We start from the raw sequence: 23,047 nt of genomic DNA, 5'->3' as shown, positions 1-23,047 counted from the left end.
TGTAATCTGATCGGGCCATGACAGACCAGCATTATGATTTGTGCATTATCGGGGGCGGGATTAACGGCGCGGGGATCGCCCGTGACGCCGCCGGACGCGGTTTGACCGTTGTTCTGGTCGAGGGGGACGATCTGGCCAGCGGCACGTCCTCGGCCAGCACCAAGCTGATCCATGGCGGGTTGCGGTATCTTGAATACCGGAATTTCAAGCTGGTCAAGGAAAGCCTGCGGGAGCGCGAGATTTTGCACCGCACGGCGCCGCATCTGGTGCGGCCGATGGAGTTTGTGCTGCCGCTGGACGGGCGGGGGCGGCCGCTGTGGAAAATCCAGCTCGGGTTCTGGCTCTATGGGCGGTTGGCCGGAAAAACACGCTTCAAGCCGGCGCGGCAGGTGAATAATCTTCCGCTGCAGTCTTTCGGCGCTCATCTCCGGCCGGAATTCAAGAAAGGGTTCCTTTATTCCGACGCGTGGGGCGACGATACGCGCCTTGTGGTCATGAATGCCGTCGATGCGGCGGAAAACGGAGCGGATATCCGCACGCGTACAATCTGCACGGGGCTGAAGGCCGAGGGCGGTTCGTGGATTATCTCACTGCATGACCGCCGGACGGGGCAGGATGCCAGTGTGAAGGCGTCCTGCGTGATTAATGCGACCGGGCCGTGGGTGCGGCGTTTTCTGGAAGGCACGGGGCTTTCGGAGAACGATCCCGATCTTCCCCAAGTGCGGCTGGTGCAGGGGAGCCATATCATCCTGCCGCGCCAGATCGAGGGAAAGCACGTCTATCTGTTGCAGCAGCCGGACAAGCGCGGGGTTTTCGTTATTCCTTACGAGAAGGATTTTACCCTTGTCGGGACGACCGAGACCGAATATACGGGCGACCCCAAGGACGCGATGGCGACCGAGGATGAAATGTCTTATCTTTGCGAGGCTTACAACAAAACGTTCAAGAAACCGATCCTGCCGGAGGATGCGCTTTTTACCTTCAGCGGGGTACGGCCCCTGCTGGATGACGGCAAGAAGGAGGTCAGCTCCGTTTCCCGAGAATACAGGCTTTATCATCACAAAAAGCTTGATGCGCCGATGATTTCGGTTTTCGGGGGCAAGCTCACGACTTTCCGGTCGCTGGCGGAGAAGGTTGTGGATTTATCGCTCAACCTGATCAAGGCTGTGGCCGACCCTTGGACGGCGGATCAGCCGCTGATCGGGGGGGATTTCAAGGGCAAGAGTTTTACCGAATTTCTGAGCCTGCAAAAATCAAAGTATCCGTGGCTGCCCGAGGAGCTGGTTTCCCGTTATGTTAAAACGTACGGGACGCGGATCGACATGATCGTCGGGGAGGCGCAGAGCCTCAAGGAACTCGGTGAGTATTGCGGGCAGCATATTTACGAGGCCGAGTTGCGCTATCTGGCCGAGCATGAGTGGGCGCTGACCGAGGATGACGTTCTCTGGCGGCGGACAAAACTCGGTTTACAAGTTACGGATGAGACCGCGCAGAATGTTGCCAGCGCCCTTGCGGCCATAGTAAAATAGATTCGGACGTTCGTCCTTTCCTTCCAGAGTCTTGTGACTCGTTTTTCATTTTTTGATTCTTCTTCGGCCGGCATCGTCATGACGGATTATCTCTTATCCATCGATCAGGGGACCAGCAGTTCGCGGGCCATCGTTTTCAATGCGATGGGCGAGGTGGTCGCGTTGCGGCAAAAGGAGTTGACGCTCCATTACCCGCAGGACGGGTGGGTGGAGCAGAGGCCATTCGATATCCTTAAGGATACGCTGTGGGCGATGCGTTCGGTGACCAAGGATTTAAAGAAGGATGTGCGGCGGATCGCGGCGGCGGGGATCACCAATCAGCGGGAGACGACCATCCTGTGGAACCGCAAGACGGGGGAGCCGATCTATAACGCCATTGTCTGGCAGGACAGACGTACGGCCGGACTCTGCGCGGATTTGAAGCGGGCGGGGGTGGAGGAGATCATTACCCGCAAGACCGGGCTGCTGCTCGATCCTTATTTTTCCGCGACCAAGATCAAATGGATTCTCGATCACGTCGAGGGGGCGGAGGCGCTGGCGCGGTCGGGCGATCTGGCGTTCGGGACGGTCGATTGTTTTTTGCTCTGGCATCTCACGCAGGGGCGGGTCCATGCCACGGATGCCACCAATGCCTCGCGCACCATGCTGTATAATATCCATGAAAATAAATGGGACAACGATCTTTTGGAGCTTTTTGATATACCCCTTGAGATTATGCCAGTTATATTGGACAACATGGCTGATTGTGGCCAAATAATTGACGATAAATTTAGCCAAGAATGTCCTATTTACGGGATGGCGGGAGACCAGCAGGCTGCGCTGATCGGGCAGGGGTGTTTTTCGCCGGGGATGGTGAAGGCGACCTACGGCACGGGGTGTTTTGCCCTGATGAATACGGGGACGGATTGCCGGGAGTCTGCGAACCGCCTCCTGACTACGGTGGGGTACCGCGTGGACGGGCGGACGCATTATGCGCTGGAGGGGGCGATCTTCAATGCCGGGACGGCGATTCAGTTTCTTCGGGATAATCTTGGGCTGATTAAAAACGCTGCCGAAACTGAAGCTTTGGCACTCTCGGTCGATTCCACCGGAGGGGTGTACTTCGTTCCAGCCTTTACCGGGTTGGGGGCGCCATTCTGGAAACCGGAGGCGCGGGGCGTGATTTGCGGCCTTGTGCGGGACAGTTCGCGGGCGCAGATCGTACGGGCGGCGCTGGAGGCGCAAGCCTATCAGACGCGTGACCTGATTTTGGCCATGGAGGATGATGGGGGGTGCGCGATTTCGGCTGTACGCGCTGATGGGGGGCTTGTTGCGAATCGTTTTATGTGCCAGTTCCTTGCCGACCAGTTGCAACGGCGGATCGAGGTGCCAAAAGTTAAAGAAAGCACGGCGTGGGGGGTGGCTTGTTTGGCGGGCGTACGGGCAGGAGTCTTCAAGAGTCTTGAAGACAGCGCCGCGCATTGGACGGCGGCTTCGGTTTACGAGCCGCAAATGTCGGCCGATCAAGCGGACGTTCTTTATGCGGGATGGCAGCGGGCGGTTGCGAAGAGTTATTCTTGATGACCCTTTCCCCGCTTCGGATGCGTACGATCAGTTTGCTCTGGGGGTTTGGCGAAGCGACCTTTTTCTTTTTTGTGCCCGACATCTGGTTGACTTATCTCGTCCTGGTCAATCGCCGGGAAGGATACAGGAATATCCCGTTCGTGATTGCGGGGGCTCTGGCCGGAGGGTTGGTGATGTATCTCTATGGAGCGTACGCTTCTGATTCGGCCCGCCTGTTTTTGGATACCGTTCCGGCGATCGGTCCGGCGCTTATTGATGGCGCACGGGAGTCGATGCGTGAAGGCCATCCGCTGGTGGTCATGCAGGCGGGGAGTTTGAGCGGCGTTCCCTATAAGATTTATGCGGTCGTGGGCGGGGAGATAGGGCTTTCCCCCGTTCTTTTTGCAGTTTATTCGGTCATTGCGCGGGGGGTGCGGTTTTTGCTGGTCACCAGCCTTGCGGCGGCGGTTGGATATTTTCTCCTGAAACGGATGAGCGTGAAGACTGCTTTGATTGTTAATACAATCTGCTGGGCGGTTTTCTACAGTTTTTACTTTTATAAGTTTTCGGCTTGATCGTTGTTTAAGCCACGGCGACGGCCCCGGCCTCGCTATCGATCAGCAGGGTGACAATGCCGTCGGTATAGACGTTGTATGTCTCGCCCGCGTTGTTGGTCTGGCCCGCGGAATAGAAGGTATTGCCCGAGCCGTTGGTGAAGTTCAGCGTGTCGTTTCCGTCCATGTCGATGATCAGGATCTTGTCGTTATCCGTCATCGCGACAACGCTGGTGTAATCCAGAGTTATGGTATTTGCAAGGCCGTTATCCGATCTCAGGGTTTCGATATTTTTGATAATCGCGTCATCAATGGTTGTGAAGTCAATGCCGCCTGCCGTATCCAGGATCATGATGTCGCCGGCATTAGAACTGCTGAGATTATCGCTGCCGCCATCCAGAATCAGGCCGGCGGTGTATGTCTCCAGGTCGTTCACAGCCGTGGAGGACAGCCGGAAATAATCGCTGTCATCGCCGCCGTAAGCCTTGACCGTATCCATTTCCGCCAGAACAAACGTGTCGTGACCCGAGCCGCCATGCAGGAAGGTGAAGTTTCCGGCCACCAGGTTGATCGAATCGTCGCCATCGCCCGCCATAATATTGCTGTTGTTCCCCGCCACGATGATATTGTCGTTACCATCGTCGGTGAAAACATTGTTGAAGTTCGAACTGACGTTGACCGTATCGCTGATCGCACCCGAGGAGCTAAAGGTCTCGTTGTTCGAGACCATCATTCCGGTGAAGTTGTCCTGGATTATGGTATCAAAGGTAATGGTCGTCGTGGCCAGAATATTGCTTGAGGCGTCCAGCGCCTGCACGGTGATGACTTCATCGGAGCCGTCGAGCGTGTTGTTCATCTGGATTTGCATCAAGCCCGTTACGGGATTGAAAGAGTAGCTGGCGAAGCCGGGGTTTACGGGCGCCGAGATCACATTGTAAGAGGCGATCTGGCCTTCGGGGTCATAGAAGGCTTTGCTGAAGTCGTAGGACCAGTCATTATTATCCGATGCCGCGAAATAGTTGGAACTGCCGACGTTATTGGGCGCGTCCCCGGTCAGGGTTGTGGCTTCGTCCACGTTGGTCATGCCCGTAGTCGTGATGTTGGCGGCGTAACCGCCCTGCAGGTCGGTTCCAAAGTATATGATATTTACCGGGTCTTCGTAGTCCATGGACACGCCGGGCTTGAGTGAGACGAGGAAGGTCGTCGCGCTTTCGCGGACGATGTCATAGAAGTTGCGGCTGACGCTGGCGAGTAAAATCACGGCGAAATCGGCGTTCAGCGCCGACAAGCGCGCTACCGGTGCGCCCGCAACGTTCTCGGCGAAAGCAAATTTTTCGACCGTAATCATGAAGGGCGGATCGACGAGGTCTTGGGTTTGTGTGGTGACCGGGGGGGCTGCGGGGTCTTCGCTGCTCACGGTTTCTGACATGGCGTAGTTGACCAGATCGGTTTCCAGGGTGCCTGAGCCGCTGTCCGGGGCGACCATTTCGTCCGTCAGTAAAAATTCGTTTTGCAGAGATGATTCCTTGTCTCCTGTTTCAGCGTTGGCGTCTTCCCGGATGGTGGAGAAGAGGTCGGAGGAGACGGAGGATACATCCTCGTAACGGTTGCTGATGTCCTCGGCGCTGAGCTTGCCCAGAAACTCGATCCGGTTCTCGGAAGGCATGAAGAGGGCGGTTTCGTACTGGTCGGACAGGGTGACCGAATTGCCGCTATAGTCGGTGAGGACGATGGCGCCTTCGATCACGGTGATTTCGCCCGTGTCCACGTTGCCGAGGATGATCGTGCCGCGGATGCCAATGGAGCCGGCGGGGGTGTCGATCTGCACATCGTCGGGGTCTTCGCGGCCGATCAGGCCGGAGGTAAAGACAAACACGCCCTTAAGGACGGAGAAATTGGACGATCCGCCCTGCGTGGTCGGATCGAAAACATATTCGTCGATGGCCAGACGGGCATCGCTGGAGACCGCGAAGGTGCTTTCATCCATGAACATGATATTCACGGCGCCGTCTTCGCTGGTTTCGATAATGTCGCCCTGATAGATCGGGCTGCCGACGCCCAGAGCCTCGACCTTGCCGTCGGCGCGGGTTACGGTGGCTTCGCCCTTGATTTCCTGCACGGCGCCGACCGGGCTGACATCCGTCATGCCCTGCGCGTTGTCGGCGTATCTGGCTTCGGAGGTCAGGAAAGATTGCACGAGTTCGGGGGTCAGCATCGTGCCATCGGGGGCGACGAGGGCGGGGGGCGTTGCTTGCGCGAAGTAGCCCTCCACCATGATTGTTCCTTCTGCGGTTTCGAGGACGAGATCCGATCCGTCGCGGGCGAGGTCCGCGTCGCGGACGTAAAGGCTGGAGGGCAGATCAACCTGCGGACCTTCAACGGGCAGGGTCAGGCGCTGCGGCTGCGCGAGATGTTCCGTGAAATCCTCGATGACTTTGACTGTCATGGCTTTTGCCCTTTATCCCTTGTCGGCGTTCCGTGCGTTTCTTTAATTTATTAAATCAATCGTCTTTTTAACTTCTATCCGGTTCCGGCTTTGCCGCGTTTTGCGGGCCTTAAAGCCTACCTCTGGGTTAATTTTAATATGAAAAATATTAAAGTCGCGTAAGGATTGACTAAAATTTTCGTTAATTTTTACAGAGATACGAATAAAAAACGTCATATATATCAGTATTTTATGTTGTTTAAGGGGGTGCTGAAGTTTATTTTGGCCATTATTTTTTGGAGTCTCCGCGGCTTCAAGGGGTGGTAGAGTGTTTCCCTGAAGACTTTGGGTTAGGAAGGGTCCGTTCTGCGGTTTTGCGATGATCAACAAGCTGTCTTATTTTCTTCTTATCGTCGGCCTGGTCTTCGCGGCTCTGAGATATCAGGAGATGGGTGAACTGGATTGCGCGGCGGCGGGTGAGAGGGCGCAGGTCTCTGTCCGGCTTGATATGCCTGATCCCGAGTTGAACACCGATTTGTCCTATGCCCAGATTACCCAGAAATTCCGCAGCTATCATGGCGGGCAGGCGGCCAGTCCGTACCTTCAGGCCTTGGGCGTCACCGAGTTTTTCATGGATGTGCAGTTCCAGCTTAAGTTTTTGGAGAAAATGAAAAGCTTTACGGGGCAGGCCTGCCTGATTCCGGAAAAGGTGGATGTGGTCCTGATCCTGAAGCAGACGATTTTCCTCGGCAAATCCAGCACACGGAGCAAGTGCCAGTTCAAGACCCTGATGGATCATGAAATGCGCCATGTCACCATCAACCGCGATATCACACAGAAGAACCTGAAAAAGTTTGAAGAGTCCGTGCGGGCCGGTATTGCGAATTACGGACAGTATCAGGGGTGGGGGCCGTATGAGTTACAGCGTTCGTCCGACAAGAAAGAGAAATTAAAGGCGTATATGGATTCTTCGATCAAGCGCGTGGCCAAGGAAACGGAAAATGAAATCAACCGTCTGCAAAGCAAGGTGGATACGCCCGGGGAGTATATGCGGATCGGTCGGGCGTGCCGATGGTAGGGGCGGACTTCTATATATCTTTTGTCACGGGTTCGCGGACAAAAGTGTCGCGGATATAGGGGTTCTTAAAGACCTGATCGGTCGGCCCCTCCTGCAGGCCGTCGAGGTGCATTTTCCAGGCACGAGAGCGGTCGAGATCGAGACGAACTGCGGCGGCAGCGCGATAGACGAGGAAATCGGCGCGGGCGGCTTTACGAATGTCGGAGTTTTCGTTCATAACCTTGATCAAATCCTGATAATATTCTTCAGGGTAGACGTTGATGGCCAGATTTGTCCTCAGCTTGATATCCAGCATTTCCTGCAAAGACTGTGCGGGGTCGCCTTCGCTTTCTGCCAGCCAATAGATGGCGTCTGCGTATCCGTCGGCGTCGCGGCGGGCGTTGCGGCCTTCGATTTCCTTGGCCATATGCATGAAGCCCCGGTCGTCGTTGTGCAGGTAGGCCAGAATGTAGTTTACCGCCGCCAGTTCGTAATCTCCGACCATATCGTGCCGGTCACCCATCTGTAAGGCTGCGCCTGTGTTGCGGTATTGGTCCGCGACCCGGCTTCCGGCGTCGGAGAGTTTTCTCAAAGCGCCGATAAATTCAGGAAATTTAACCTTCCGGTGGTTGCAGCTCACGTCGATAAATTGAGCGACCTCGAACTCATCCAAGCCGCGAGCCAGCATATGGTCGGCTATGGCCATGGACTCGGACACTTCATGATCCATGAAAGTGTGCGGCTTGCCTGCAGGCCAGAGGTTGCGGAGGCTGCCGAGGGTTCTGTATAGGTAGTCGGTGGCGGACATTCAACCCGTGCCTTATTCACGTTCTTTGTATGATCATTTCAGAAATTCTGGTTTATTGTCAAATACAAGCCATTCACCGCTGCAGTCACTGCGGATCCGGCGGGCGTGCCGATGGTAGGGGCGCGGCGATACGGAAGCGCCTCTAAAATTCCTTTGTGTGGCGATCATATTGGAAAGCATCGCGGATCACAGGGTTTTTTAACGCTTGATCGGTGGGGCCGGCTCTCTGGCCGTCCAGATGCATTCCCCAGGCCCGGCTGCGATCGAGACCATGGTGAACGGCTGCGGCGGCGCGGTAGAGCAGGAAGTCAGCCCGGATTGCCTGCTTGAGCTCCGGGTGGTCGTGCATCGCCTTGACGATTTCCTGGTAATAAGCGGCCGGGTAGGCGCCCTCTCCGAGTTCAGGAAGCTCCTGCGCGATCAGAGGCAGGCTTTTTTCGTCATCCGGGATGAAGCTCAGGTATTTTATGGCTTTTTCATAGCCTTGCTGGTCGCGTGGGCGGTTTCGCACCTCAACCTCATTCGCCATATGATAGAAGCTCTTGTCGTCGCCATGAAGGTAGGCAATCGTATATTGAATGGTGGCCAGCGTGTAATCTTCGCCCATATCGTGGTAATCGCCCATGGCGATGCTCAGGCTTCGGTGCCTGTATTTTGCCGCCAATTCGCTGCCGTTTTCCATCAAGGTCCGCATCGCCAGCGTCAACTGCAGGGGATCGACCTTTTTATAACTCTGGATGGCTTCAGGGAATTGCCGCACTTCGTTCTCCCCCATGTTCATTTCGACCATGCGGTTTGCGATGGTTTGCGGGTCTCTGATGTCATGGTCAAGAAATGTAGCGGGTGAACGCGACCAAGCGCGGCCAAGGGCGCCAAGGGTTCTGGAGAGATAATCTTTTGCCGTCATTGTCCCTGTTCTGTTTATAATTGTGTGGTTTTTTGTCGATCATTTCAGAAAAGAAGGTTTATTGTCAAATCCATGGGTCGGCCGCATATTCCGCAAGAGATCGTCAGTTTCCTGCAATCCGTCACCATTGCGGAGCTGGGGTATATTTCGCAGGCGGATTACGGTTCGAGGGCTGACCGGCATTACAACGCGCTTAGACAGATTATTTTCGAGCAGAATTGCAGGGTCGACGAGAGCCAGAATTTGTTTCCGGGGGAGGTGGTGAATTTACGCTCGTATGTTTATGAAAAAAAAATATGCCCGTGCCCATGTGATGTGTTGGCTTCTTTCAGTTTATTGTGGCGGTAGTCAATGGCATTTACATGATGATTTTTTCAGGGAAAAAGTGCTGCTTTATTTTCAAATCATACCGACAGAATTTCAAAATCTGGTCAGGGATTGTCTGCTTATGAATTTTGAATATGACTTTTTGAACAAACCCTCTGAACTTCTCACCAACGCCCAAATGTCCGAGGCCGACCGGATCACCATTGAATCCGGTATTTCCGGTTTTACCCTGATGCAGAATGCGGGGCAGGCGGCGGCGGATATCATCATCGAACGGGTGCAGCCCTCGAACACCCTTGTTCTCTGCGGGCCGGGGAATAATGGCGGGGACGGGTTTATCATCGCGGCGCTCCTGAAAGCGCAGGGGTGGGCGGTGGCGGTGGCAAGCTGCGTTCCGCTGGAAACCCTCAAAGGGGATGCGAAAATGGCGGCGGAGCTGTGGAGCGGGGAGGTGCTGCGGTTCGAGGATGTCGCGATAACCGCCGATTTATTGGTGGTCGATGCGGTGTTCGGGACGGGGTTCAAGGGGGAATTCCGTTCGCCCGTTCTTGAGGTTTTCCAGAAAATAGAAAAAGCGAAGCCGCTGGTCATCGCGGTGGATATTCCGAGCGGGGTGAACGGCACGACAGGGGCGGCTGCCCTTCATACGCCTCATGCCAAGCTGACGGTCACGTTCTGCCGTAAGAAGCTGGGCCATGTTCTCTTGCCCGGATCGGCGCATTGCGGTCCTATCGTGGTTGCGGATATCGGTATTCCCGACAGCCGCGTGGCGCAGGCGGGGTTTGCGGCGCTGGAAAATACTTTCATCCCGCCGAAAGTCACGCTCAGGGAGCTTAATGAAATGGCGGAGATGCGGGCGATTCACAAACGGCTGGTGCAGTTTGCCGAGACGAACCAGAGCATCGTCGATCCTCTGGCGTTTTTGCGGCAGCAGGCCGTAGATGGGGAATGTTATGTCATCCAGACCAGGCCGGATTTTATTCTGGCGACGCCGGAGGGGGAGGTGTTGATCACCCCTCATGCGCCTGAGAAGGCGCGGAAGAAGGAGATCGAGGTGCGGATCGAGAACCTTATCTCCGGTCTTGTCGAGCGAAAGTTCAGTGTGCGGGAGGCGGCGTGTGCGGCTCTGTATCATCTCGCGCATATGGGCGGGTGATCGACGCTCCGGCTTGCATTTTTATGCGCGGAGGCTCATGATGGTGCAATGCGGCAAAAACTCTTGCCGTGGCCTGTTTTTTTCCGTAAGTCATTCCCATGAAATCCGAATCTCCACCAAAGCTGATTTTTGCCGTTCCGAAGGGGCGCATTTTGCAGGAACTGGCGCCGCTGTTGGTGGCCTGCGATATCCGGCCTGAGGCGGATTTTTTCGATGAGGACAGCCGCAAGCTGCGGTTTACAACCAACCATCCGGCGCTGGATTTGATCCGTGTGCGGGCGTTCGATGTGGCGACCTTCGTGGCTTATGGCGGGGCGCAACTCGGCGTGGTCGGCAGCGATGCGATTGAGGAGTTCAATTATTCGGAACTTTATTCGCCGCTGGACCTTGGCATCGGCCAATGCCGCCTGTCGGTGGCAATGCGGGAGGAGGATCTCAAGGCCGAAGACCCCTCCAAATGGAGCCATATCCGTGTTGCGACGAAATATCCTTCGCTTACGGCCCGGCACTTCGCCAAGCGCGGTGTGCAGGCGGAATGCATCAAGCTCAACGGCGCGATGGAGATTGCACCGACTCTGGGTCTTGTGCGCCGGATCGTGGACCTTGTCTCTTCCGGGTCAACACTCAAGGCCAATCAGCTTGTCGAGGTTGAAAAAATTCTGGACGTATCGTCTCGATTAATCGTCAACCGCAGCGCCTTTAAAACCCGGCCCGAGGAAACGGGGCGGTGGATCGAGGCGTTCCGGCGGGCTTTATCCACAGCGGGCATATCAGGAAAATAAAAATGAAATCAGCCCCTAACAGCCGTATTCGCACTTTTTCCCTCCGGGGGCTGTGCGGTGTTGAGGATAAAAGCCTTATCCAGCGCGATCATGAAACGGCGCTGCGCGATTTGAAACATGACAGTTTTTTTCAACCGGTCAACGACTCCCTCGGCCCCTATGACCTTGACCTGTCGATCGAGGAGAATCGGCTCGTGTTCCGCATCGCCAATGAGGCGGGTCATGATTTGCCGATGCTGGTTTTGTCCATCAAACCCTATCAGAAGCTGATCCGCGATTATTTTATGATCGTGCAGAGCTACGATGAGGCCAAGCGTGAGGGAAAGCCTTCGCGGATCGAGGCTATCGATATGGGGCGTCGGGGGCTGCATAATGAGGGGGCGGAGATGCTGATGGAACGGCTGCGGGAAAAGATTCAGATGGATTTGGATACGGCGCGGCGGCTTTTTACCCTGATTTGCGTTCTTCATGGCGGGAAAGTTCTAGCTTGGCGCTGATTTTTTATCCTTTTTGTGCAGTATCCGGCTTTTTTGCTGAATTTGCCGTTGCTTTCCGGCGCGGCAAGGGTGTAGAACGTTACGGTCCTCAAGACTTTAATCAATAGACGAGTTCATGGCCAAAGAAGAGTTGATCGAATTTAAGGGTGTTGTCACCGAAATCCTCCCGAACGCGATGTTCCGGGTGAAGCTGGAGAATGACCACATCATTCTGGCCCATACCGCCGGAAAAATGCGGAAAAACCGCATCCGTGTCCTGCAAGGGGACTCTGTCGTGGTTGAAATGACGCCCTACGATTTGACCAAGGGCCGCATTATCTTCCGTGAAAAATAAGCTGATCCTCGCATCCGCATCGCCCCGGCGGCTGGACCTGCTGGCGCAGATCGGACTTTCACCTGCCCAAGTTGTTCCTACAGAAATCGACGAAACGCCCTTGAAGGGCGAATTGCCGCGTGACCTGGCGCAACGGCTGGCTGTGGCCAAGGCGGAGGCCGCGCTTTCTTCTAAAGAGTCCGCGGGGGCTTTTGTTCTGGCGGCCGATACGGTGGTGGCGTGTGGGCGGCGGATTTTACCCAAGGCGGAGACGGAGGCGGAGGCGCGGGCCTGTCTTGCGTTGCTTTCCGGGCGCAGGCATCATGTTTATGGCGGGATTTGCCTGATGACGCCTGAGGGGGCGCGGCGGATCAGGCTTTGCGATAGCGTCGTCAAATTCAAAACCCTGAACGACGTCGAGACCGACACTTATATTGAAAGCGGCGAATGGCAGGGCAAGGCGGGAGGCTACGCCATCCAGGGGCGGGCGGCGGTGTTTGTCAGTTTCCTGCAAGGTTCCTATTCCAATGTCGTGGGATTGTCGCTTTATGATGTGCAACAGCTTCTGGCCGGAAACGGTTTCTTCGGATAACATAATCTTAACGACTTTTTAGTATTCTCTCTTCTCAGTGATACAACCCGAAAGTTCCCGATGTGGATATCCTTATCGAAGAATATCAGAACCGGATCTGGTCCGCCGCCCTCGTGAACGGGCGGCTGGAGGGGGTTGAGGTCGATCCCGCGCATGAGGCCGTGCGGTGGGGGTCCGTGTACTGGGCGAAGGTCAAGCGCGTGGATGCAGGGCTGGATGCGGTGTTCGTCGAACTCGACGAGCATTATGACGGGATTCTCTATAATAAGGACGTGCGGGTGCGCGGCAAGGACGGGGCGATCGTCAAGGGCGGGGATCAGGCCATCGGCAAGATGTTCAAGTCCGGCGACATGGTTGCCGTTCAGGCGAAGGCTGCGTATCTTCCCCGGACGCATGATTTCGAACTGGCGGCCGAACAGAAATCGGCGCAGATGAGCATGGATATCGCCATTCCGGGGCGGCATCTGATCTATTGTCCGATGATGGATGCCAACCGGATTTCCTCGCGGATCCGCAAGCCGGATATGCGAAAGGCGCTGCAGACCATGCTGGATGCGCTGGATGACGGGATGAAGGGGTTTATCCTGCGCTCCTCCGCTGCAGACTTGCAGACCGATATCATTGTGCGGGAGGCGAAAATCCTTAAAAGCATCTGGGGCGAATTGCAAAAGTTTTTCGAGGGGAATGAGTCCGCGCTCATCATGGCGGGGCCGGACTCCATTCAGCGGATTTTGAGCGACAAGGCGGTCGAGCCGATCGAGCGGATCGAGGTTGTGACCATGGATCATTACAAGCAGGTGGAGGAGTGGTGTTCCGTGTTCGCGCCCGATCTGGTGCCGCGGGTGGTGCCGATTGAGTTGAAGGATGCCGCCAAAGACCTCGCGCTGTTCGAATATCGCGACGTGCTGGGGCAGATCGAGGGGTTGTTTCAGGATTATGCGCTTTTGCCCGGCGGGGGGAATCTGATCGTGCAGGAGACTGTGGCGCTGACCGCTATCGACATCAACAAGGGCGGGGACAAACGCTCGCGGCTGGCCGTGAACGTGGAGGCGGCGCAGGAAATTGCGCGGCAGGTGCGCTTGCGGAATCTTGGGGGGATCATCATCATCGACTTTCTTAAGATGCACAGCCGCAAGGAGCAGGACGAGTTGATCCGGGCGCTGGAGAAATCGTTCGACGGCGATCCCTGCACGGTGCAGATTCACGGGCTGACCAGCCTCGGGCTTATGGAGGTCACGCGCAAGCGCCGGACGCCGCCGCTTTCCGAGAGATTAGAGGGTTTCAATATCTAGGGCCAAGCCCAAAGTTTTTCTAAAGACCTGCAAACACGGCCTTTCTGCGCTTCCGCTTCTCAAATATCCTTAAGTATTCTGCGATGCGGTTCTCGAAAGCTCGTGTTTTCGCTGACTTTATAAAATCTTTGGGTCTTGGCCCTTAGGATTTCCGGGGCTTTGCACGGGGCGGGCCAAAAACGGCTTTACAGCGCGGCGCCATTCTTTTATAAGCCGTATTCGATCTTTACGACCGCTTTTCCCCGATGCCCGGGTAGCTCAGCGGTAGAGCAGGGGACTGAAAATCCCTGTGTCGGTGGTTCAATCCCGCCCCCGGGCACCATTTTTGTTTTCCCTTTTCTGAGTGTTGATGTGTGCTGCGTGGATTTTTGTTTCTGCGATGCAGATGCAGAGCGGTTTAACCCTTATGGATTATAGGTTTAGGTTGTGAGTGACGGAGATAATAGCAATACACAGTCAGAATGCAGTTCTTGTGGTTTTTGGAAATGTTTTTCCAAATATTGGCGCGAGGATTGTTTAAGGGTTATTGAAATTGTCCTGCTGGCGCTTACTTTGTTGGCTGCGGTGTATTTGGGTTATGGGCAGAACGAAATAAGCCGCAGGCAAGTCGAGCTTGAGAACAGCGTTTCCATCGCCGTGTTGTGGGAAAATGACAAGATTTTTGTCGAAAATAAGGGTCAATCGAGTGTGGAGCTAAGGAAACTTCATTTTACGACGTTTCCGTTGTCTGTGAAGAATAAACAGTTTTGTAAGAATCATAAATTATGCAAAACTGTGCCTATCCTAGGGACGTCTGTACCACTTGATTGTGCTTGTCACATTCAGGATTGCAGGGTTTGGGAGGTTTTCGAACATAAGCAGTGTGCTTTCCGAGGAACTGAAAAACACAAAAGTCTTAACGACTGCACCAATAAAGTGAATCAGGGGATTTGCCATCCTGGGAACAGTGGGTTCATCCCTAAGGGGGTCAGGAGGTTTATCATCGATTTTGTTCCTTCAGAAGTAATTAAAAATTCTTTAAATCCTGTTAGAACTATTACAGATGGAAATTACCCGTTGTATTTTGAGGGGGAGGTCGTCAGGACGTTTGACAAACAAGTCTATGAGTTTAAGGGATTTATTGAGTTTTCGTTCGTTTCGCAGAAAGACGAAAAGGGAAAAGAAGAAATAACTGCATTAAAAAGTTTCTATACTAGCTTTAATGAATTTAAAGAAGCCGCTCCAAGGAACTGGTTTTTAAGGGTTTTGGATTGGGTTTTGTCTATTTTCAAATCCTCCCTCTAAACCCATACCTCTCCCCCAGCGGCTCTGCGGTCGGCGGTTCTCCCGTCAATTCAAAGAGATCGTAGCCTTCTTTCAGGTTTTGCCAGAAATTCATCCATTTATCCCCCTCATGCGCCTTCATGTTTTCGTCGGTCATGCGGAAGGGGAAGATGTGGACGGGGAGGGAGGCCTGCCCGCCGGGCACCATTTTCATATCATTTATGATGTTTGTTTTTGCGCGGTTATTTCATGCCCGGTGCGGCGCGCAGTTCAAATTCGGCTGTCGGGGATGGTTTTGGTGCTGCCGGCGTTTCGGGAGTGGATACCCAGCGGTCGCCGGGGCCGGGATCAACATGGTAATTGCCTTTGAAGCGGCCCTGTGTGTCTCCGGCGGAAAAAGTGGGATAACCGAGCGATTCATCAAGAAGTTTGCGCCCGCTTGAAACGCGGCCCGACAAGTCTTCGGCAAAGTGGTTGCCTCCGCCGAAGACGATAACATGGTCTACTTCTTTTCTGGCGGCCCTGATTTGCTGGTCCCATCCGAAATCAGTGCTTACCCCGCGGGCTTCCAGGCCGTAATTCTCCATAACCTTGCCTTCCTGCGGTCCGCCGAGGAATTCGCATTTGATCCCGTGTTGCGTATAGGCTTCCTCGATCAGGCTGATGGTTGCCGCGTCGCGTTCCCGCAGTTGTCCGAGTTGAATTTGTTCTGCGGGTGTGAGAGCCCGTCTTTCGGCGATATTTTCCAGATGCGCGGTGTATGAGGATTTGAGACCCTGCAGGTGAGAGGCGTCGCCGGTTGCGTAGTACTGTTCGAGAGGGTTGTTCTGGTTGAGCACGACCAAGGCGCCTGCTTCCACTGTTCTGGTGTTGTCGGCGTTTTCGATCAGGATTTTCGCCGATCCCCGGCTGGCGATTTCGGGCAAGCTGTCACGCAGGAAGTTAACCGCTTCAGGCCTGAGATGGTTGTCCATGACAATCGCGCCGCCTCTGGCTTCGAGCGCTTCTCCCAGCTGATTGGCGCCGTCCCTTGTCTGCGGCACAGACGTCTGGTTCGGGGGCGTCGGGTGAAAGTGTTCGAAGTTGCGGCTGAGCGCCTGTAAAGCCGGGGATGAATTAAAACGTGTATTCTGCGATTGGTCTATAGGCACTCCCAGCAAAGCCTCTACACGCCGGTCGATGTTCGCGGCGTCGTATGATTTTTGATAGGCTTCGGCGTCGGTTGTGCCTTGGTAGGGGTTGCGGCCGACATTTTCTTTCAGGTCCACGAGCAGGCTGTCCACTGTCATGTTCCGTTCAGCCAGTGTTTTCTGAATGTCCGCGCCTGTGGGGTTGGCGACCACCTGTTCCAGCAGCGCGACCTTGCTGTCGATATCCCTGATATTTTCTTCAATCCTGCGGCTGGTTGAGGCCGGTGTTGCCGAGAAATTCGGGCCTTTGGGGTCGAGGCCCAAAGTCTGGTAGATTTCCGATGACGGGACACGTTCTCCGCCGCTGCGCTGCATCAGTTCCATAAGCGCCGTGCCGCGCTGAGCGGTATGATCTCCCTGTGCGCTCATTCCTTCGGAAAAGAACTGGCTGTAGTGGTTGTAGGTGTTTCCGGGCATTTTACTGCCTTCTATTATGTCCCCCATGGCATTGTAATTCATCGTCGGGTCAAGGGGATTGAAGGTCACACCTGCAGTTCTTCCGACGGAATATACCATGGCCCGGGGATCGACATTTTGCGGGCCAGACTGGATCGTTTCATCCTGCCCCGGGCGCATTTTGAACGTATCCCCGTATTTTCCTATGTGGGCGCGGCCCACCACGTTCATATTGATTTCGGCAATTTCATTACCAAGCTCAGGACTCATCGTGTCGAGGCTGGAGGGCGCTGTGCGTTTCAGCGCATCAAGTGCGCCGTACATCGCCAAAGCGTCTTTGTCGACCGGATCAAGGCTGACGATGCTGCCGCTGCCACTGTTGAGGCTGACCATCCGCCTTCCGGCCGCACCCTCTCCTGCTATTGCCTCGAAGGAGCGGGCGGGATCGGGGGTGTAGGCGGGGTTGGCGCGGGATTTCAAGTGCTCGGTTGAGGCTTCAGAGAGGCGAGCGTTGAGAGATGCTTCGGTTGTGTACTCATCAACCCTGTTGGCAAATCCTGTCCGGCGTTCTGAGATATAGGCTTTGAGCGCATCTGGATCGGTGATAGCCTTGGCTTCGTCTTCGTTTGGAACATTGAGTGCACGCTCATAGTCCTTGATTGCTGTTGTTCCCCGATTATCGCTGGGATCCACCACGAGCAAAAGGCCTTGTGACACCGATGCTACACCACCCATCTGCTGGAAAGTGCTGATCTGTCCTGTGTTACTTTCCTCACCCAGATAGGCCAGACTTTGCCTTGCCTGATTATAGGTTTTTTCAATGTCAGCGCGCATTGCGCCCAGATGCGGATCGGACGCAGCGCTTTGCCGCGATTCCTCAAGAAATCTCTCTATGGCCTGAAGTTGCGTCTCGACTTTTTGAACCAGTTCTTTAGAAGACGCTTCGTACTCAGTGCCAACAGCCCTATCACTTACTGATTGCCAACCCATAGAAAACCATAACATAGCCTCAAAAAGAGGACAAATTTAATATTATCTATCTGAAAACATTTAATTTTTTTGTTTTCCACTATATTCGTCCGATAAAAGAATATGACTGCCCCACAGTTTCTGCCTTTGGAGGCTCGCCCGAAGTCTCATACAGATCGTAGCCTTCCTTCAGGTTTTTCCAGAAGGTGATCCATTTATCCCCCTCATGCGCCTTCATGTTTTCGTCGGTCATGCGGAAGGGGAAGATATGGACGGGGAGGGAGGCTTGCCCGCCGTTTAACGCCGATTCCACCAGAAGATAGATTTCCTCGATCCCCTCGTTCGTCATGGCGAAGCAGCCGATGGACATACACGCGCCGTGGACCATGATAAAACTTCCGGTGCGGCCCTGCGCCCTGTCATAGGCGTTCGGATAGCCGACATCGAAGGCGAGGTGGAAATTGCTGCGCGGGTTCAGGCGGTCCCTTGTTACATCATAGAATCCCTCCGGCGATTGAAAGTCACCCTCGCGCTGTTTGGGGCCGAGACTGCCGGAGTAAGTGCAGATCGGGTAGGTTTTAAATTTCCTGAACGTTGCGGATTTTATTTCTATGCCCCAGATTTCCAGCTCCTTCTCCTGTTTGAAGATGCGAATAAAAAGGGGGCCGCCGGGGGCGAGGCCGAAGGCGTCGAGTTCGTTTTGCAGTTTCGGCCAGACGCGGGCGCGGATTTCGTTCAGGTCCGCCTTGCCGGGGATCATGGCATAATAGGCGTAAAACCCCGCGCCGAGGAGGGCGAGCAGGAGCAGGGCGAGGGCAATTTTGCTGCGGGTTTTCATATGGCCTTATGCTTTTTTGAGCGCCGGAAACTTGTTTTTCATAGTGCCTGCCGCTAGAATGCGAAAGGACTGTTGTTTTATAAAAAAAGGGGTGCGGCGTGTCTATTGTTTATACGAGTGGTTTTAGCAAGTCTGATCTTATGGAGATGAATGCTCTGGCGTTCAGCGTCTATGATCGGCGCGTTAAGCTTCTGGGGCGGATCGGCATCCCGGCAATGCGGCGTGGCTGACCGCGTATTCGACCGCTTATCTGAATTACGGGACGACCAACGAAGAAAAGCTTTTCGCGCACAAGCGTTTCATGGAATTGCAGCATGAAGCCTCAGTTTTGCCAGTTCCTGCCGAGCAGCGCGATATTCTCCTGCGTCAGGGGCCGACATCGACCGTGATTCTTGAACCTGAGGCCGAGCCTAAAGATCCCTGACGGGTTTCAGTTTTTTAAAGACCCAGTTGTTCACGAATGCGCCAGTCAAGGCCCGCGTGCGGGTCGTCTTTGCCGTGGTCCTGATTACCGCCTGCGCCGGATTCTGCCGCGGGTTGGACGCGTTTATCGGGGTCGTCTTCGCCCGTTTCTGCGGCTTGCAGTTCCGACGGGGGCGTTTGCGCCAGCGGGTTCACCTGAAGTCCCTGCTGTTGGCGGTCCAAAGCCTTGTCGAATTCAGATTTTCCTGCGCCCTCAGAACCCTGATCTTCGGGGAGGGAGGAGGGCCATGCGGGGCCGCCTGCGCCGTCAATTCTGGACATGATTACTCCCCACCCACGCGCTCGATGTCCGCGCCGCAAGCGGAGAGCTTGCCGGCGATATCCTCGTAGCCGCGTTCGAGATGATAGATGCGGTTGACGGTCGTGGTGCCTTCGGCGACCAGTCCGGCGAGGACGAGGGCGACGGAGGCGCGCAGGTCGGTGGCCATGACTTCGGCGCCCTTGAGTTTTTCGACGCCGCGGATGATCGCCGAGTTGCCCTGCACCGTAATATCGGCGCCCATGCGGGCCAGTTCGGGGACGTGCATGAAGCGGTTCTCGAAGATGGTTTCCGTCACCATGCCTGCGCCTTGCGCGAGGGTCAGCATGGCCATGAACTGCGCCTGAAGGTCGGTGGGGAAGCCCGGATAGGGTTCGGTCATGATATCGACGCCGCGCAGCTTGTGGCCGTTGCGGTGGACGATGACCGCATCGCGGTCCTTGTCGACTTCAATTCCGGCCTGCGAGAGGTGGCCGAGCGCGGCGGTCAGGTGTTCCAGGCGTGCATTTTTGAGACGGACCGTCCCGCCGGTCATGGCGGCGGCGATGATATAGGTTCCGGCCTCGATCCGGTCAGGCAGGATTTCATGCCGTGCGCCGGAGAGGTGCGGGATGCCCTCGATGGTGATCGTGTCGGAGCCCAGGCCGCTGATCTTTGCGCCCATCTTGATGAGGCATTCGCCGAGGTCGATGATTTCCGGTTCACGGGCGGCGTTGACGAGGGTCGTGGTGCCTTTTGCAAGGGTTGCGGCCATCATCAGGTTTTCGGTCGCGCCGACGGAGACCTTGGGGAAGCGGATGGTTGCGCCCTGCAGTCCGCCTGCGGGGGCTTTGGCGTTGATGTAACCTTCCTCGATGCTGATGATTGCGCCCATTTCCTCAAGACCCTTGAGGTGCAGGTCTACGGGCCGTGTGCCAATCGCGCAGCCGCCGGGCAGGGAGACTTTCGCCTGACCGAAGCGGGCCAGAAGGGGGCCGAGGACGAGGATTGAGGTTCTCATCTTGCGGACCAAATCATAAGGGGCGGTGAAATTGTCGACGGTGCTGGCGTTGAGGGCCATCAGACGGCTCTCGCGCTTGACCGCGCAGCCGAGATATTCAAGCAGGTCGGACTGGGAGGCGATATCGCGCAGGGCGTTGGGGGCGTTTTCAAGAAAGAGGGATTCTCCGGTCAGCAGGGCGGCGGACATGAGTTTCAGAGCTGCGTTCTTGGCGCCGCTGACGCTGATTTCGCCGTTCAGGGCGCGGCCGCCACGAATGCGGATCTTATCCAGCGGGGAGGCCGGAACGGGCGGCGGGACGATGGCAGCGGCCGGATCGGCCTTAAAGCTTGGGGAGCGTGACTCCACGCTGTCCCATGTATTTTCCGCTGCGGTCGGCGTAACTTGTTTCACAGATACTGCTCCCTTTAAAAAACAAAAACTGGGCGATGCCCTCATTCGCATAAACCCGCGCCGGCAAAGGCGTCGTGTTTGAAATCTCCAGCGTCACATGGCCTTCCCATCCCGGCTCCAGCGGCGTGACGTTCACAATCAATCCACAGCGTGCATAGGTGCTTTTCCCCAGGCAGATCACCAACACGTCTTTCGGGATACGGAAGTATTCGACCGTCCGGGACAACGCAAAACTGTTGGGGGGAATAACGCAAATATCGACTCGTCTGTCAACAAAACTCTGCTGCGAGAAGTCCTTGGGGTCTACTAAGGCATTGTCAACATTGGTAAAAATCTTGAATTCGTCGGCGGTGCGGGCATCGTAGCCGTAGGAGGAAAGCCCGTAAGAAATCACGCCGTTTCGTTTCTGTTTTTCGACGAACGGCTCGATCATGCCCTCATTCAGGGCCAGATGGCGGATCTGGTGGTCGGCTAGCAGGCCGGGGGCGTAAAGGTCCGCGGTTTGCGCCTCTTGCTGCGCCTGCGCGTTTTTCAGGATTTTCTTCATGATCCGTCCTCCTTTCCGGTCTTTTTGCCTTTGGTCTTCGTCGTCGGCTTGGCCGGATCGGCGTCCTTGGGTTTGCGGCGGCGCAGGTTTTCGCGCAAAGCGGACGCCCGTTTTTCAAGCCTGTCGGATTTCCGTGCCTTCATGGGGTTGAAACCGATACGAAATTGATCTTCAGAATCCCTTTGAGGATACAGAATTTCAGCCTAGACACTAAGGGTTTTTGGAGTCTTTTCCCGCACTTTTATTACAGGTGTTGCCGGAAAGAGACGTCAGCCGGGTTTGGGGTGGTGGCCGGGGTCGGGGTCGCGGGTGTCCACGATGTTGGGCTTGTGGGATTTGGAGTCGGAGCCGCCGGGGCGCTCGAAGGCCTCGGGGGGCAGGACGCTTTTATAGGTTTCCAGCAGTTCCTCGGCGGAGTGGGGGACGTGCATGACCATGTTCACGCCGCTGTTGAGGGCGAGTTTCTTCACCCGTTCGAATTCCGGGTCGCCCGTGCACATGACGATGGGGACGCCGCCGAAATATTTATTCTTGCGGATTTGCTGCGCCATTTCGGCGCCCGAAAGGCCGGGCAGGGAGTTGTCGGTGACGATCAGGTCGATCTCATTTCCGCCGACGCCCTGAAGTTTTTGCAGGGCTTGCTGCGCGTTGTTCACGGTTTCGATGTTGAGTTCATTGGCAAAGAGCAGGGCTTCGGAGAAGTCGCGGATCCGGTCGCGGTTGTTCGGGTCGTCATCGACGATCAGAACGTGGAGTTTTTCCATCATGGCGGTTGCTCCCCTTCGTTTTTATCTCTTGGGGTGAGTCTGGCACATGGGGGGTAAGGGGGGCAAGGAATTTCATGAAGGGCTTGCCTCGGGCGCGAGGCGCTCTATAGTGCTGCCGTCTTGCGTTGAGGTTTTTATGCGGTTTACGGTTTTCATTCTTCTCCTCTTTCTCTGTGCCTGCGCGGGCAAGCCGCCGGGGACGGAGCGGGTTTCCTTTGCCACGGCATCGCCGCGCTGGCTGGATGAGGTGGGCGGTCCGACTCTCAAGCAAGTGAAGGGGCGGGGGTACCTTATTTTGCCGCAGCAAAAGGGCGCGGCGCCTGTGCCCGCCGTGATTGTGCTGCACAGCTCGCTGGGCGTCGGGTCGCTGGAATGGGATTTCGCCAAGCGGATTCTGGCGCAGGGGCAGGCGATTCTGCTGGTGGACAGTTTCAAGGGGCGGGGGATTGATAAAATCACCGACGACCAGATGGCGGTGAGCGAGGTTTCGATCCTCAATGATCTTTACGCGGCGCAGCGGTATCTTTTGAGGTGGCCCGAGATTGACAGGGACCGCATCGCGGTGGCGGGGTTGTCGAAGGGCGCTTTGCCCGCGCTTTATTCCGCCTTTCCATCCATCCACCGCCGCTATGGCTATCAAAACGATCCGTTCCGGTCCCATCTGGCGTTTTATCCGTGGTGCGGGTTGACGCTCAAGGATCTGCGGCTCTCCGGTCGGCCTGTGCAGATTCACTCCGGCGGGGCGGACGAGATTACGCCCGCCGCCTTGTGCGAGACGCTTGTGCAGAAGGTGAAGGCCGTCCGCCCGAAGGCGCCGCTCAATCTTTACGTCTATCCGGGGCAGGGGCACGGGTTCACGCATCCGGCGCTGCACGATCTCAGCCTTCCGGTCGGGTATCCGTATCCGCGCGATTGCCGGATCGCGGAGCAGGCGGACGGGCGGTTTGTCGAGCTTTCTTCCGGGCAGGTGCTTTCGGGGCGCAATTTGTCCGCAGTCATCGGGGCGTGCAGCGACAAGGGCGCGTGGGTGGAAGGACACGGCGGAGCCGGGGCGGAGGCCTATGAGCGGGCGCTGGCGTTTCTGGCGGGGCCATGACGGCGCGGGGCCGCGATTTGCTTTCCGCGATGATTTCGTTAATACTCAAGGCTCTTCAGACACGA

24 protein-coding genes and 1 tRNA gene are annotated in these 23,047 nt (G+C 55.8%); 14 read left to right on the top strand and 11 right to left on the bottom strand.

What is annotated here, in order from left to right:
- Positions 1 to 17 precede the first annotated feature (17 nt).
- The 3 genes from glpD (at position 18) to IPN28_11825 (ending at position 3,646) form a co-directional block, all read left to right on the top strand.
- Positions 18 to 1,529, top strand: coding sequence for a glycerol-3-phosphate dehydrogenase (glpD, locus tag IPN28_11835; protein QQS56933.1), 1,512 nt, complete (start codon positions 18 to 20; stop codon positions 1,527 to 1,529).
- Between the two features lie 78 nt (positions 1,530 to 1,607).
- Positions 1,608 to 3,089: a glycerol kinase GlpK gene (gene glpK, locus IPN28_11830; protein QQS56932.1), complete on the top strand. Its 1,482-nt coding sequence runs from the start codon at positions 1,608 to 1,610 to the stop codon at positions 3,087 to 3,089.
- Complete coding sequence (locus IPN28_11825) at positions 3,089 to 3,646, top strand: hypothetical protein (protein ID QQS56931.1); 558 nt, start codon at positions 3,089 to 3,091, stop codon at positions 3,644 to 3,646. The genes glpK and IPN28_11825 overlap by 1 nt, the downstream gene beginning before the upstream one ends.
- Positions 3,647 to 3,653: 7 nt before the next feature.
- On the opposite strand, the gene IPN28_11820 is transcribed toward IPN28_11825, so the two are convergent.
- On the bottom strand, positions 3,654 to 6,071 hold the full coding sequence (locus IPN28_11820) for a FecR domain-containing protein (GenBank protein ID QQS56930.1): 2,418 nt from the start codon (positions 6,069 to 6,071) through the stop codon (positions 3,654 to 3,656).
- 358 nt (positions 6,072 to 6,429) lie between these two features.
- Between IPN28_11820 and IPN28_11815 the strand changes: the two genes are divergently transcribed.
- Positions 6,430 to 7,128, top strand: coding sequence for a hypothetical protein (locus IPN28_11815; protein ID QQS56929.1), 699 nt, complete (start codon positions 6,430 to 6,432; stop codon positions 7,126 to 7,128).
- Between the two features lie 10 nt (positions 7,129 to 7,138).
- On the opposite strand, the gene IPN28_11810 is transcribed toward IPN28_11815, so the two are convergent.
- Together IPN28_11810 and IPN28_11805 are read right to left on the bottom strand one after the other, a co-directional pair.
- Positions 7,139 to 7,915, bottom strand: a complete 777-nt coding sequence (locus IPN28_11810; GenBank protein QQS56928.1) for a hypothetical protein — start codon at positions 7,913 to 7,915, stop codon at positions 7,139 to 7,141.
- Positions 7,916 to 8,057: 142 nt separating this feature from the next.
- Positions 8,058 to 8,822, bottom strand: coding sequence for a hypothetical protein (locus IPN28_11805; GenBank protein QQS56927.1), 765 nt, complete (start codon positions 8,820 to 8,822; stop codon positions 8,058 to 8,060).
- A gap of 72 nt (positions 8,823 to 8,894) precedes the next feature.
- Between IPN28_11805 and IPN28_11800 the strand changes: the two genes are divergently transcribed.
- From IPN28_11800 to IPN28_11760, 9 genes are all read left to right on the top strand, one after another.
- Positions 8,895 to 9,170 carry a hypothetical protein gene (locus IPN28_11800; GenBank protein ID QQS56926.1) on the top strand — a complete coding sequence of 92 codons (276 nt, stop codon included), beginning with the start codon at positions 8,895 to 8,897 and terminating at the stop codon, positions 9,168 to 9,170.
- 100 nt (positions 9,171 to 9,270) lie between these two features.
- Entirely contained in the window at positions 9,271 to 10,305 is a 1,035-nt protein-coding gene (locus IPN28_11795) for an NAD(P)H-hydrate epimerase (GenBank protein QQS56925.1), read from the top strand.
- Between the two features lie 98 nt (positions 10,306 to 10,403).
- A complete protein-coding gene (locus IPN28_11790; protein QQS56924.1) occupies positions 10,404 to 11,087 on the top strand; it encodes an ATP phosphoribosyltransferase in 684 nt (227 codons plus the stop codon).
- Positions 11,088 to 11,089: 2 nt separating this feature from the next.
- Positions 11,090 to 11,584 carry a UPF0262 family protein gene (locus IPN28_11785; GenBank protein QQS56923.1) on the top strand — a complete coding sequence of 165 codons (495 nt, stop codon included), beginning with the start codon at positions 11,090 to 11,092 and terminating at the stop codon, positions 11,582 to 11,584.
- A gap of 115 nt (positions 11,585 to 11,699) precedes the next feature.
- Complete coding sequence (gene infA, locus IPN28_11780) at positions 11,700 to 11,918, top strand: translation initiation factor IF-1 (protein ID QQS56922.1); 219 nt, start codon at positions 11,700 to 11,702, stop codon at positions 11,916 to 11,918.
- A 1-nt stretch (position 11,919) separates the two neighbouring features.
- The gene (gene maf, locus IPN28_11775) at positions 11,920 to 12,489 is read left to right on the top strand and encodes a septum formation protein Maf (GenBank protein QQS58625.1); all 570 of its coding nucleotides are present in this window, start codon (positions 11,920 to 11,922) and stop codon (positions 12,487 to 12,489) included.
- Positions 12,490 to 12,551: 62 nt separating this feature from the next.
- A complete protein-coding gene (locus IPN28_11770; GenBank protein QQS56921.1) occupies positions 12,552 to 13,781 on the top strand; it encodes a ribonuclease E/G in 1,230 nt (409 codons plus the stop codon).
- 247 nt (positions 13,782 to 14,028) lie between these two features.
- Positions 14,029 to 14,103, top strand: a tRNA-Phe gene (locus IPN28_11765).
- Positions 14,104 to 14,207: 104 nt separating this feature from the next.
- Positions 14,208 to 15,065 carry a hypothetical protein gene (locus tag IPN28_11760; GenBank protein ID QQS56920.1) on the top strand — a complete coding sequence of 286 codons (858 nt, stop codon included), beginning with the start codon at positions 14,208 to 14,210 and terminating at the stop codon, positions 15,063 to 15,065.
- On the opposite strand, the gene IPN28_11755 is transcribed toward IPN28_11760, so the two are convergent.
- From IPN28_11755 to IPN28_11720, 8 genes are all read right to left on the bottom strand, one after another.
- The gene (locus IPN28_11755; protein QQS56919.1) at positions 15,049 to 15,258 is read right to left on the bottom strand and encodes a hypothetical protein; all 210 of its coding nucleotides are present in this window, start codon (positions 15,256 to 15,258) and stop codon (positions 15,049 to 15,051) included. The genes IPN28_11760 and IPN28_11755 overlap by 17 nt on opposite strands.
- 28 nt (positions 15,259 to 15,286) lie before the next feature.
- On the bottom strand, positions 15,287 to 17,620 hold the full coding sequence (locus IPN28_11750; protein QQS56918.1) for a hypothetical protein: 2,334 nt from the start codon (positions 17,618 to 17,620) through the stop codon (positions 15,287 to 15,289).
- A gap of 79 nt (positions 17,621 to 17,699) precedes the next feature.
- Positions 17,700 to 18,437 (bottom strand): murein L,D-transpeptidase, encoded by a 738-nt coding sequence (locus tag IPN28_11745; GenBank protein ID QQS56917.1) that lies wholly within the window; start codon positions 18,435 to 18,437, stop codon positions 17,700 to 17,702.
- A 438-nt stretch (positions 18,438 to 18,875) separates the two neighbouring features.
- Positions 18,876 to 19,181: a hypothetical protein gene (locus IPN28_11740; protein QQS56916.1), complete on the bottom strand. Its 306-nt coding sequence runs from the start codon at positions 19,179 to 19,181 to the stop codon at positions 18,876 to 18,878.
- A gap of 2 nt (positions 19,182 to 19,183) precedes the next feature.
- A complete protein-coding gene (gene murA, locus IPN28_11735) occupies positions 19,184 to 20,452 on the bottom strand; it encodes a UDP-N-acetylglucosamine 1-carboxyvinyltransferase (GenBank protein ID QQS58624.1) in 1,269 nt (422 codons plus the stop codon).
- A gap of 49 nt (positions 20,453 to 20,501) precedes the next feature.
- The gene (locus tag IPN28_11730; GenBank protein QQS56915.1) at positions 20,502 to 21,119 is read right to left on the bottom strand and encodes a dCTP deaminase; all 618 of its coding nucleotides are present in this window, start codon (positions 21,117 to 21,119) and stop codon (positions 20,502 to 20,504) included.
- Positions 21,116 to 21,262: a hypothetical protein gene (locus IPN28_11725; protein ID QQS56914.1), complete on the bottom strand. Its 147-nt coding sequence runs from the start codon at positions 21,260 to 21,262 to the stop codon at positions 21,116 to 21,118. Before IPN28_11725 ends, IPN28_11730 begins: the two co-directional genes overlap by 4 nt.
- Positions 21,263 to 21,388: 126 nt before the next feature.
- Positions 21,389 to 21,886, bottom strand: coding sequence for a response regulator (locus IPN28_11720; protein QQS56913.1), 498 nt, complete (start codon positions 21,884 to 21,886; stop codon positions 21,389 to 21,391).
- A gap of 46 nt (positions 21,887 to 21,932) precedes the next feature.
- On the opposite strand from IPN28_11720, the gene IPN28_11715 reads away from it, so the two are divergent.
- A complete protein-coding gene (locus tag IPN28_11715; GenBank protein ID QQS56912.1) occupies positions 21,933 to 22,982 on the top strand; it encodes a dienelactone hydrolase family protein in 1,050 nt (349 codons plus the stop codon).
- The last annotated feature ends 65 nt before the right edge of the window (positions 22,983 to 23,047 follow it).

Source organism: Alphaproteobacteria bacterium (assembly GCA_016699735.1).
Taxonomy (GTDB): Bacteria; Pseudomonadota; Alphaproteobacteria; order Micavibrionales; family Micavibrionaceae; genus JAGNKE01.
Note: the sequence above shows the minus strand (reverse complement) of the source record. Positions and strands in the feature narration are given on the sequence as shown.

Bases quoted from the DNA above. Each gene is read 5' to 3' on its own strand.
- IPN28_11715 (QQS56912.1), top strand. From the start codon at position 21,933: ATGGGGGGTAAGGGGGGCAAGGAATTTCATGAAGGGCTTGCCTCGGGC.
- glpK (QQS56932.1), top strand. From the start codon at position 1,608: ATGACGGATTATCTCTTATCCATCGATCAGGGGACCAGCAGTTCGCGG.
- IPN28_11790 (QQS56924.1), top strand. From the start codon at position 10,404: ATGAAATCCGAATCTCCACCAAAGCTGATTTTTGCCGTTCCGAAGGGG.
- IPN28_11750 (QQS56918.1), bottom strand. From the start codon at position 17,620: ATGGGTTGGCAATCAGTAAGTGATAGGGCTGTTGGCACTGAGTACGAA.
- IPN28_11720 (QQS56913.1), bottom strand. From the start codon at position 21,886: ATGATGGAAAAACTCCACGTTCTGATCGTCGATGACGACCCGAACAAC.
- IPN28_11730 (QQS56915.1), bottom strand. From the start codon at position 21,119: ATGAAGAAAATCCTGAAAAACGCGCAGGCGCAGCAAGAGGCGCAAACC.
- IPN28_11795 (QQS56925.1), top strand. From the start codon at position 9,271: ATGAATTTTGAATATGACTTTTTGAACAAACCCTCTGAACTTCTCACC.
- infA (QQS56922.1), top strand. From the start codon at position 11,700: ATGGCCAAAGAAGAGTTGATCGAATTTAAGGGTGTTGTCACCGAAATC.
- IPN28_11815 (QQS56929.1), top strand. From the start codon at position 6,430: ATGATCAACAAGCTGTCTTATTTTCTTCTTATCGTCGGCCTGGTCTTC.
- IPN28_11825 (QQS56931.1), top strand. From the start codon at position 3,089: ATGACCCTTTCCCCGCTTCGGATGCGTACGATCAGTTTGCTCTGGGGG.
- IPN28_11805 (QQS56927.1), bottom strand. From the start codon at position 8,822: ATGACGGCAAAAGATTATCTCTCCAGAACCCTTGGCGCCCTTGGCCGC.
- IPN28_11740 (QQS56916.1), bottom strand. From the start codon at position 19,181: ATGTCCAGAATTGACGGCGCAGGCGGCCCCGCATGGCCCTCCTCCCTC.
- IPN28_11820 (QQS56930.1), bottom strand. From the start codon at position 6,071: ATGACAGTCAAAGTCATCGAGGATTTCACGGAACATCTCGCGCAGCCG.
- IPN28_11785 (QQS56923.1), top strand. From the start codon at position 11,090: ATGAAATCAGCCCCTAACAGCCGTATTCGCACTTTTTCCCTCCGGGGG.
- IPN28_11755 (QQS56919.1), bottom strand. From the start codon at position 15,258: ATGAAAATGGTGCCCGGCGGGCAGGCCTCCCTCCCCGTCCACATCTTC.
- IPN28_11745 (QQS56917.1), bottom strand. From the start codon at position 18,437: ATGAAAACCCGCAGCAAAATTGCCCTCGCCCTGCTCCTGCTCGCCCTC.
- IPN28_11800 (QQS56926.1), top strand. From the start codon at position 8,895: ATGGGTCGGCCGCATATTCCGCAAGAGATCGTCAGTTTCCTGCAATCC.
- glpD (QQS56933.1), top strand. From the start codon at position 18: ATGACAGACCAGCATTATGATTTGTGCATTATCGGGGGCGGGATTAAC.
- IPN28_11725 (QQS56914.1), bottom strand. From the start codon at position 21,262: ATGAAGGCACGGAAATCCGACAGGCTTGAAAAACGGGCGTCCGCTTTG.
- IPN28_11810 (QQS56928.1), bottom strand. From the start codon at position 7,915: ATGTCCGCCACCGACTACCTATACAGAACCCTCGGCAGCCTCCGCAAC.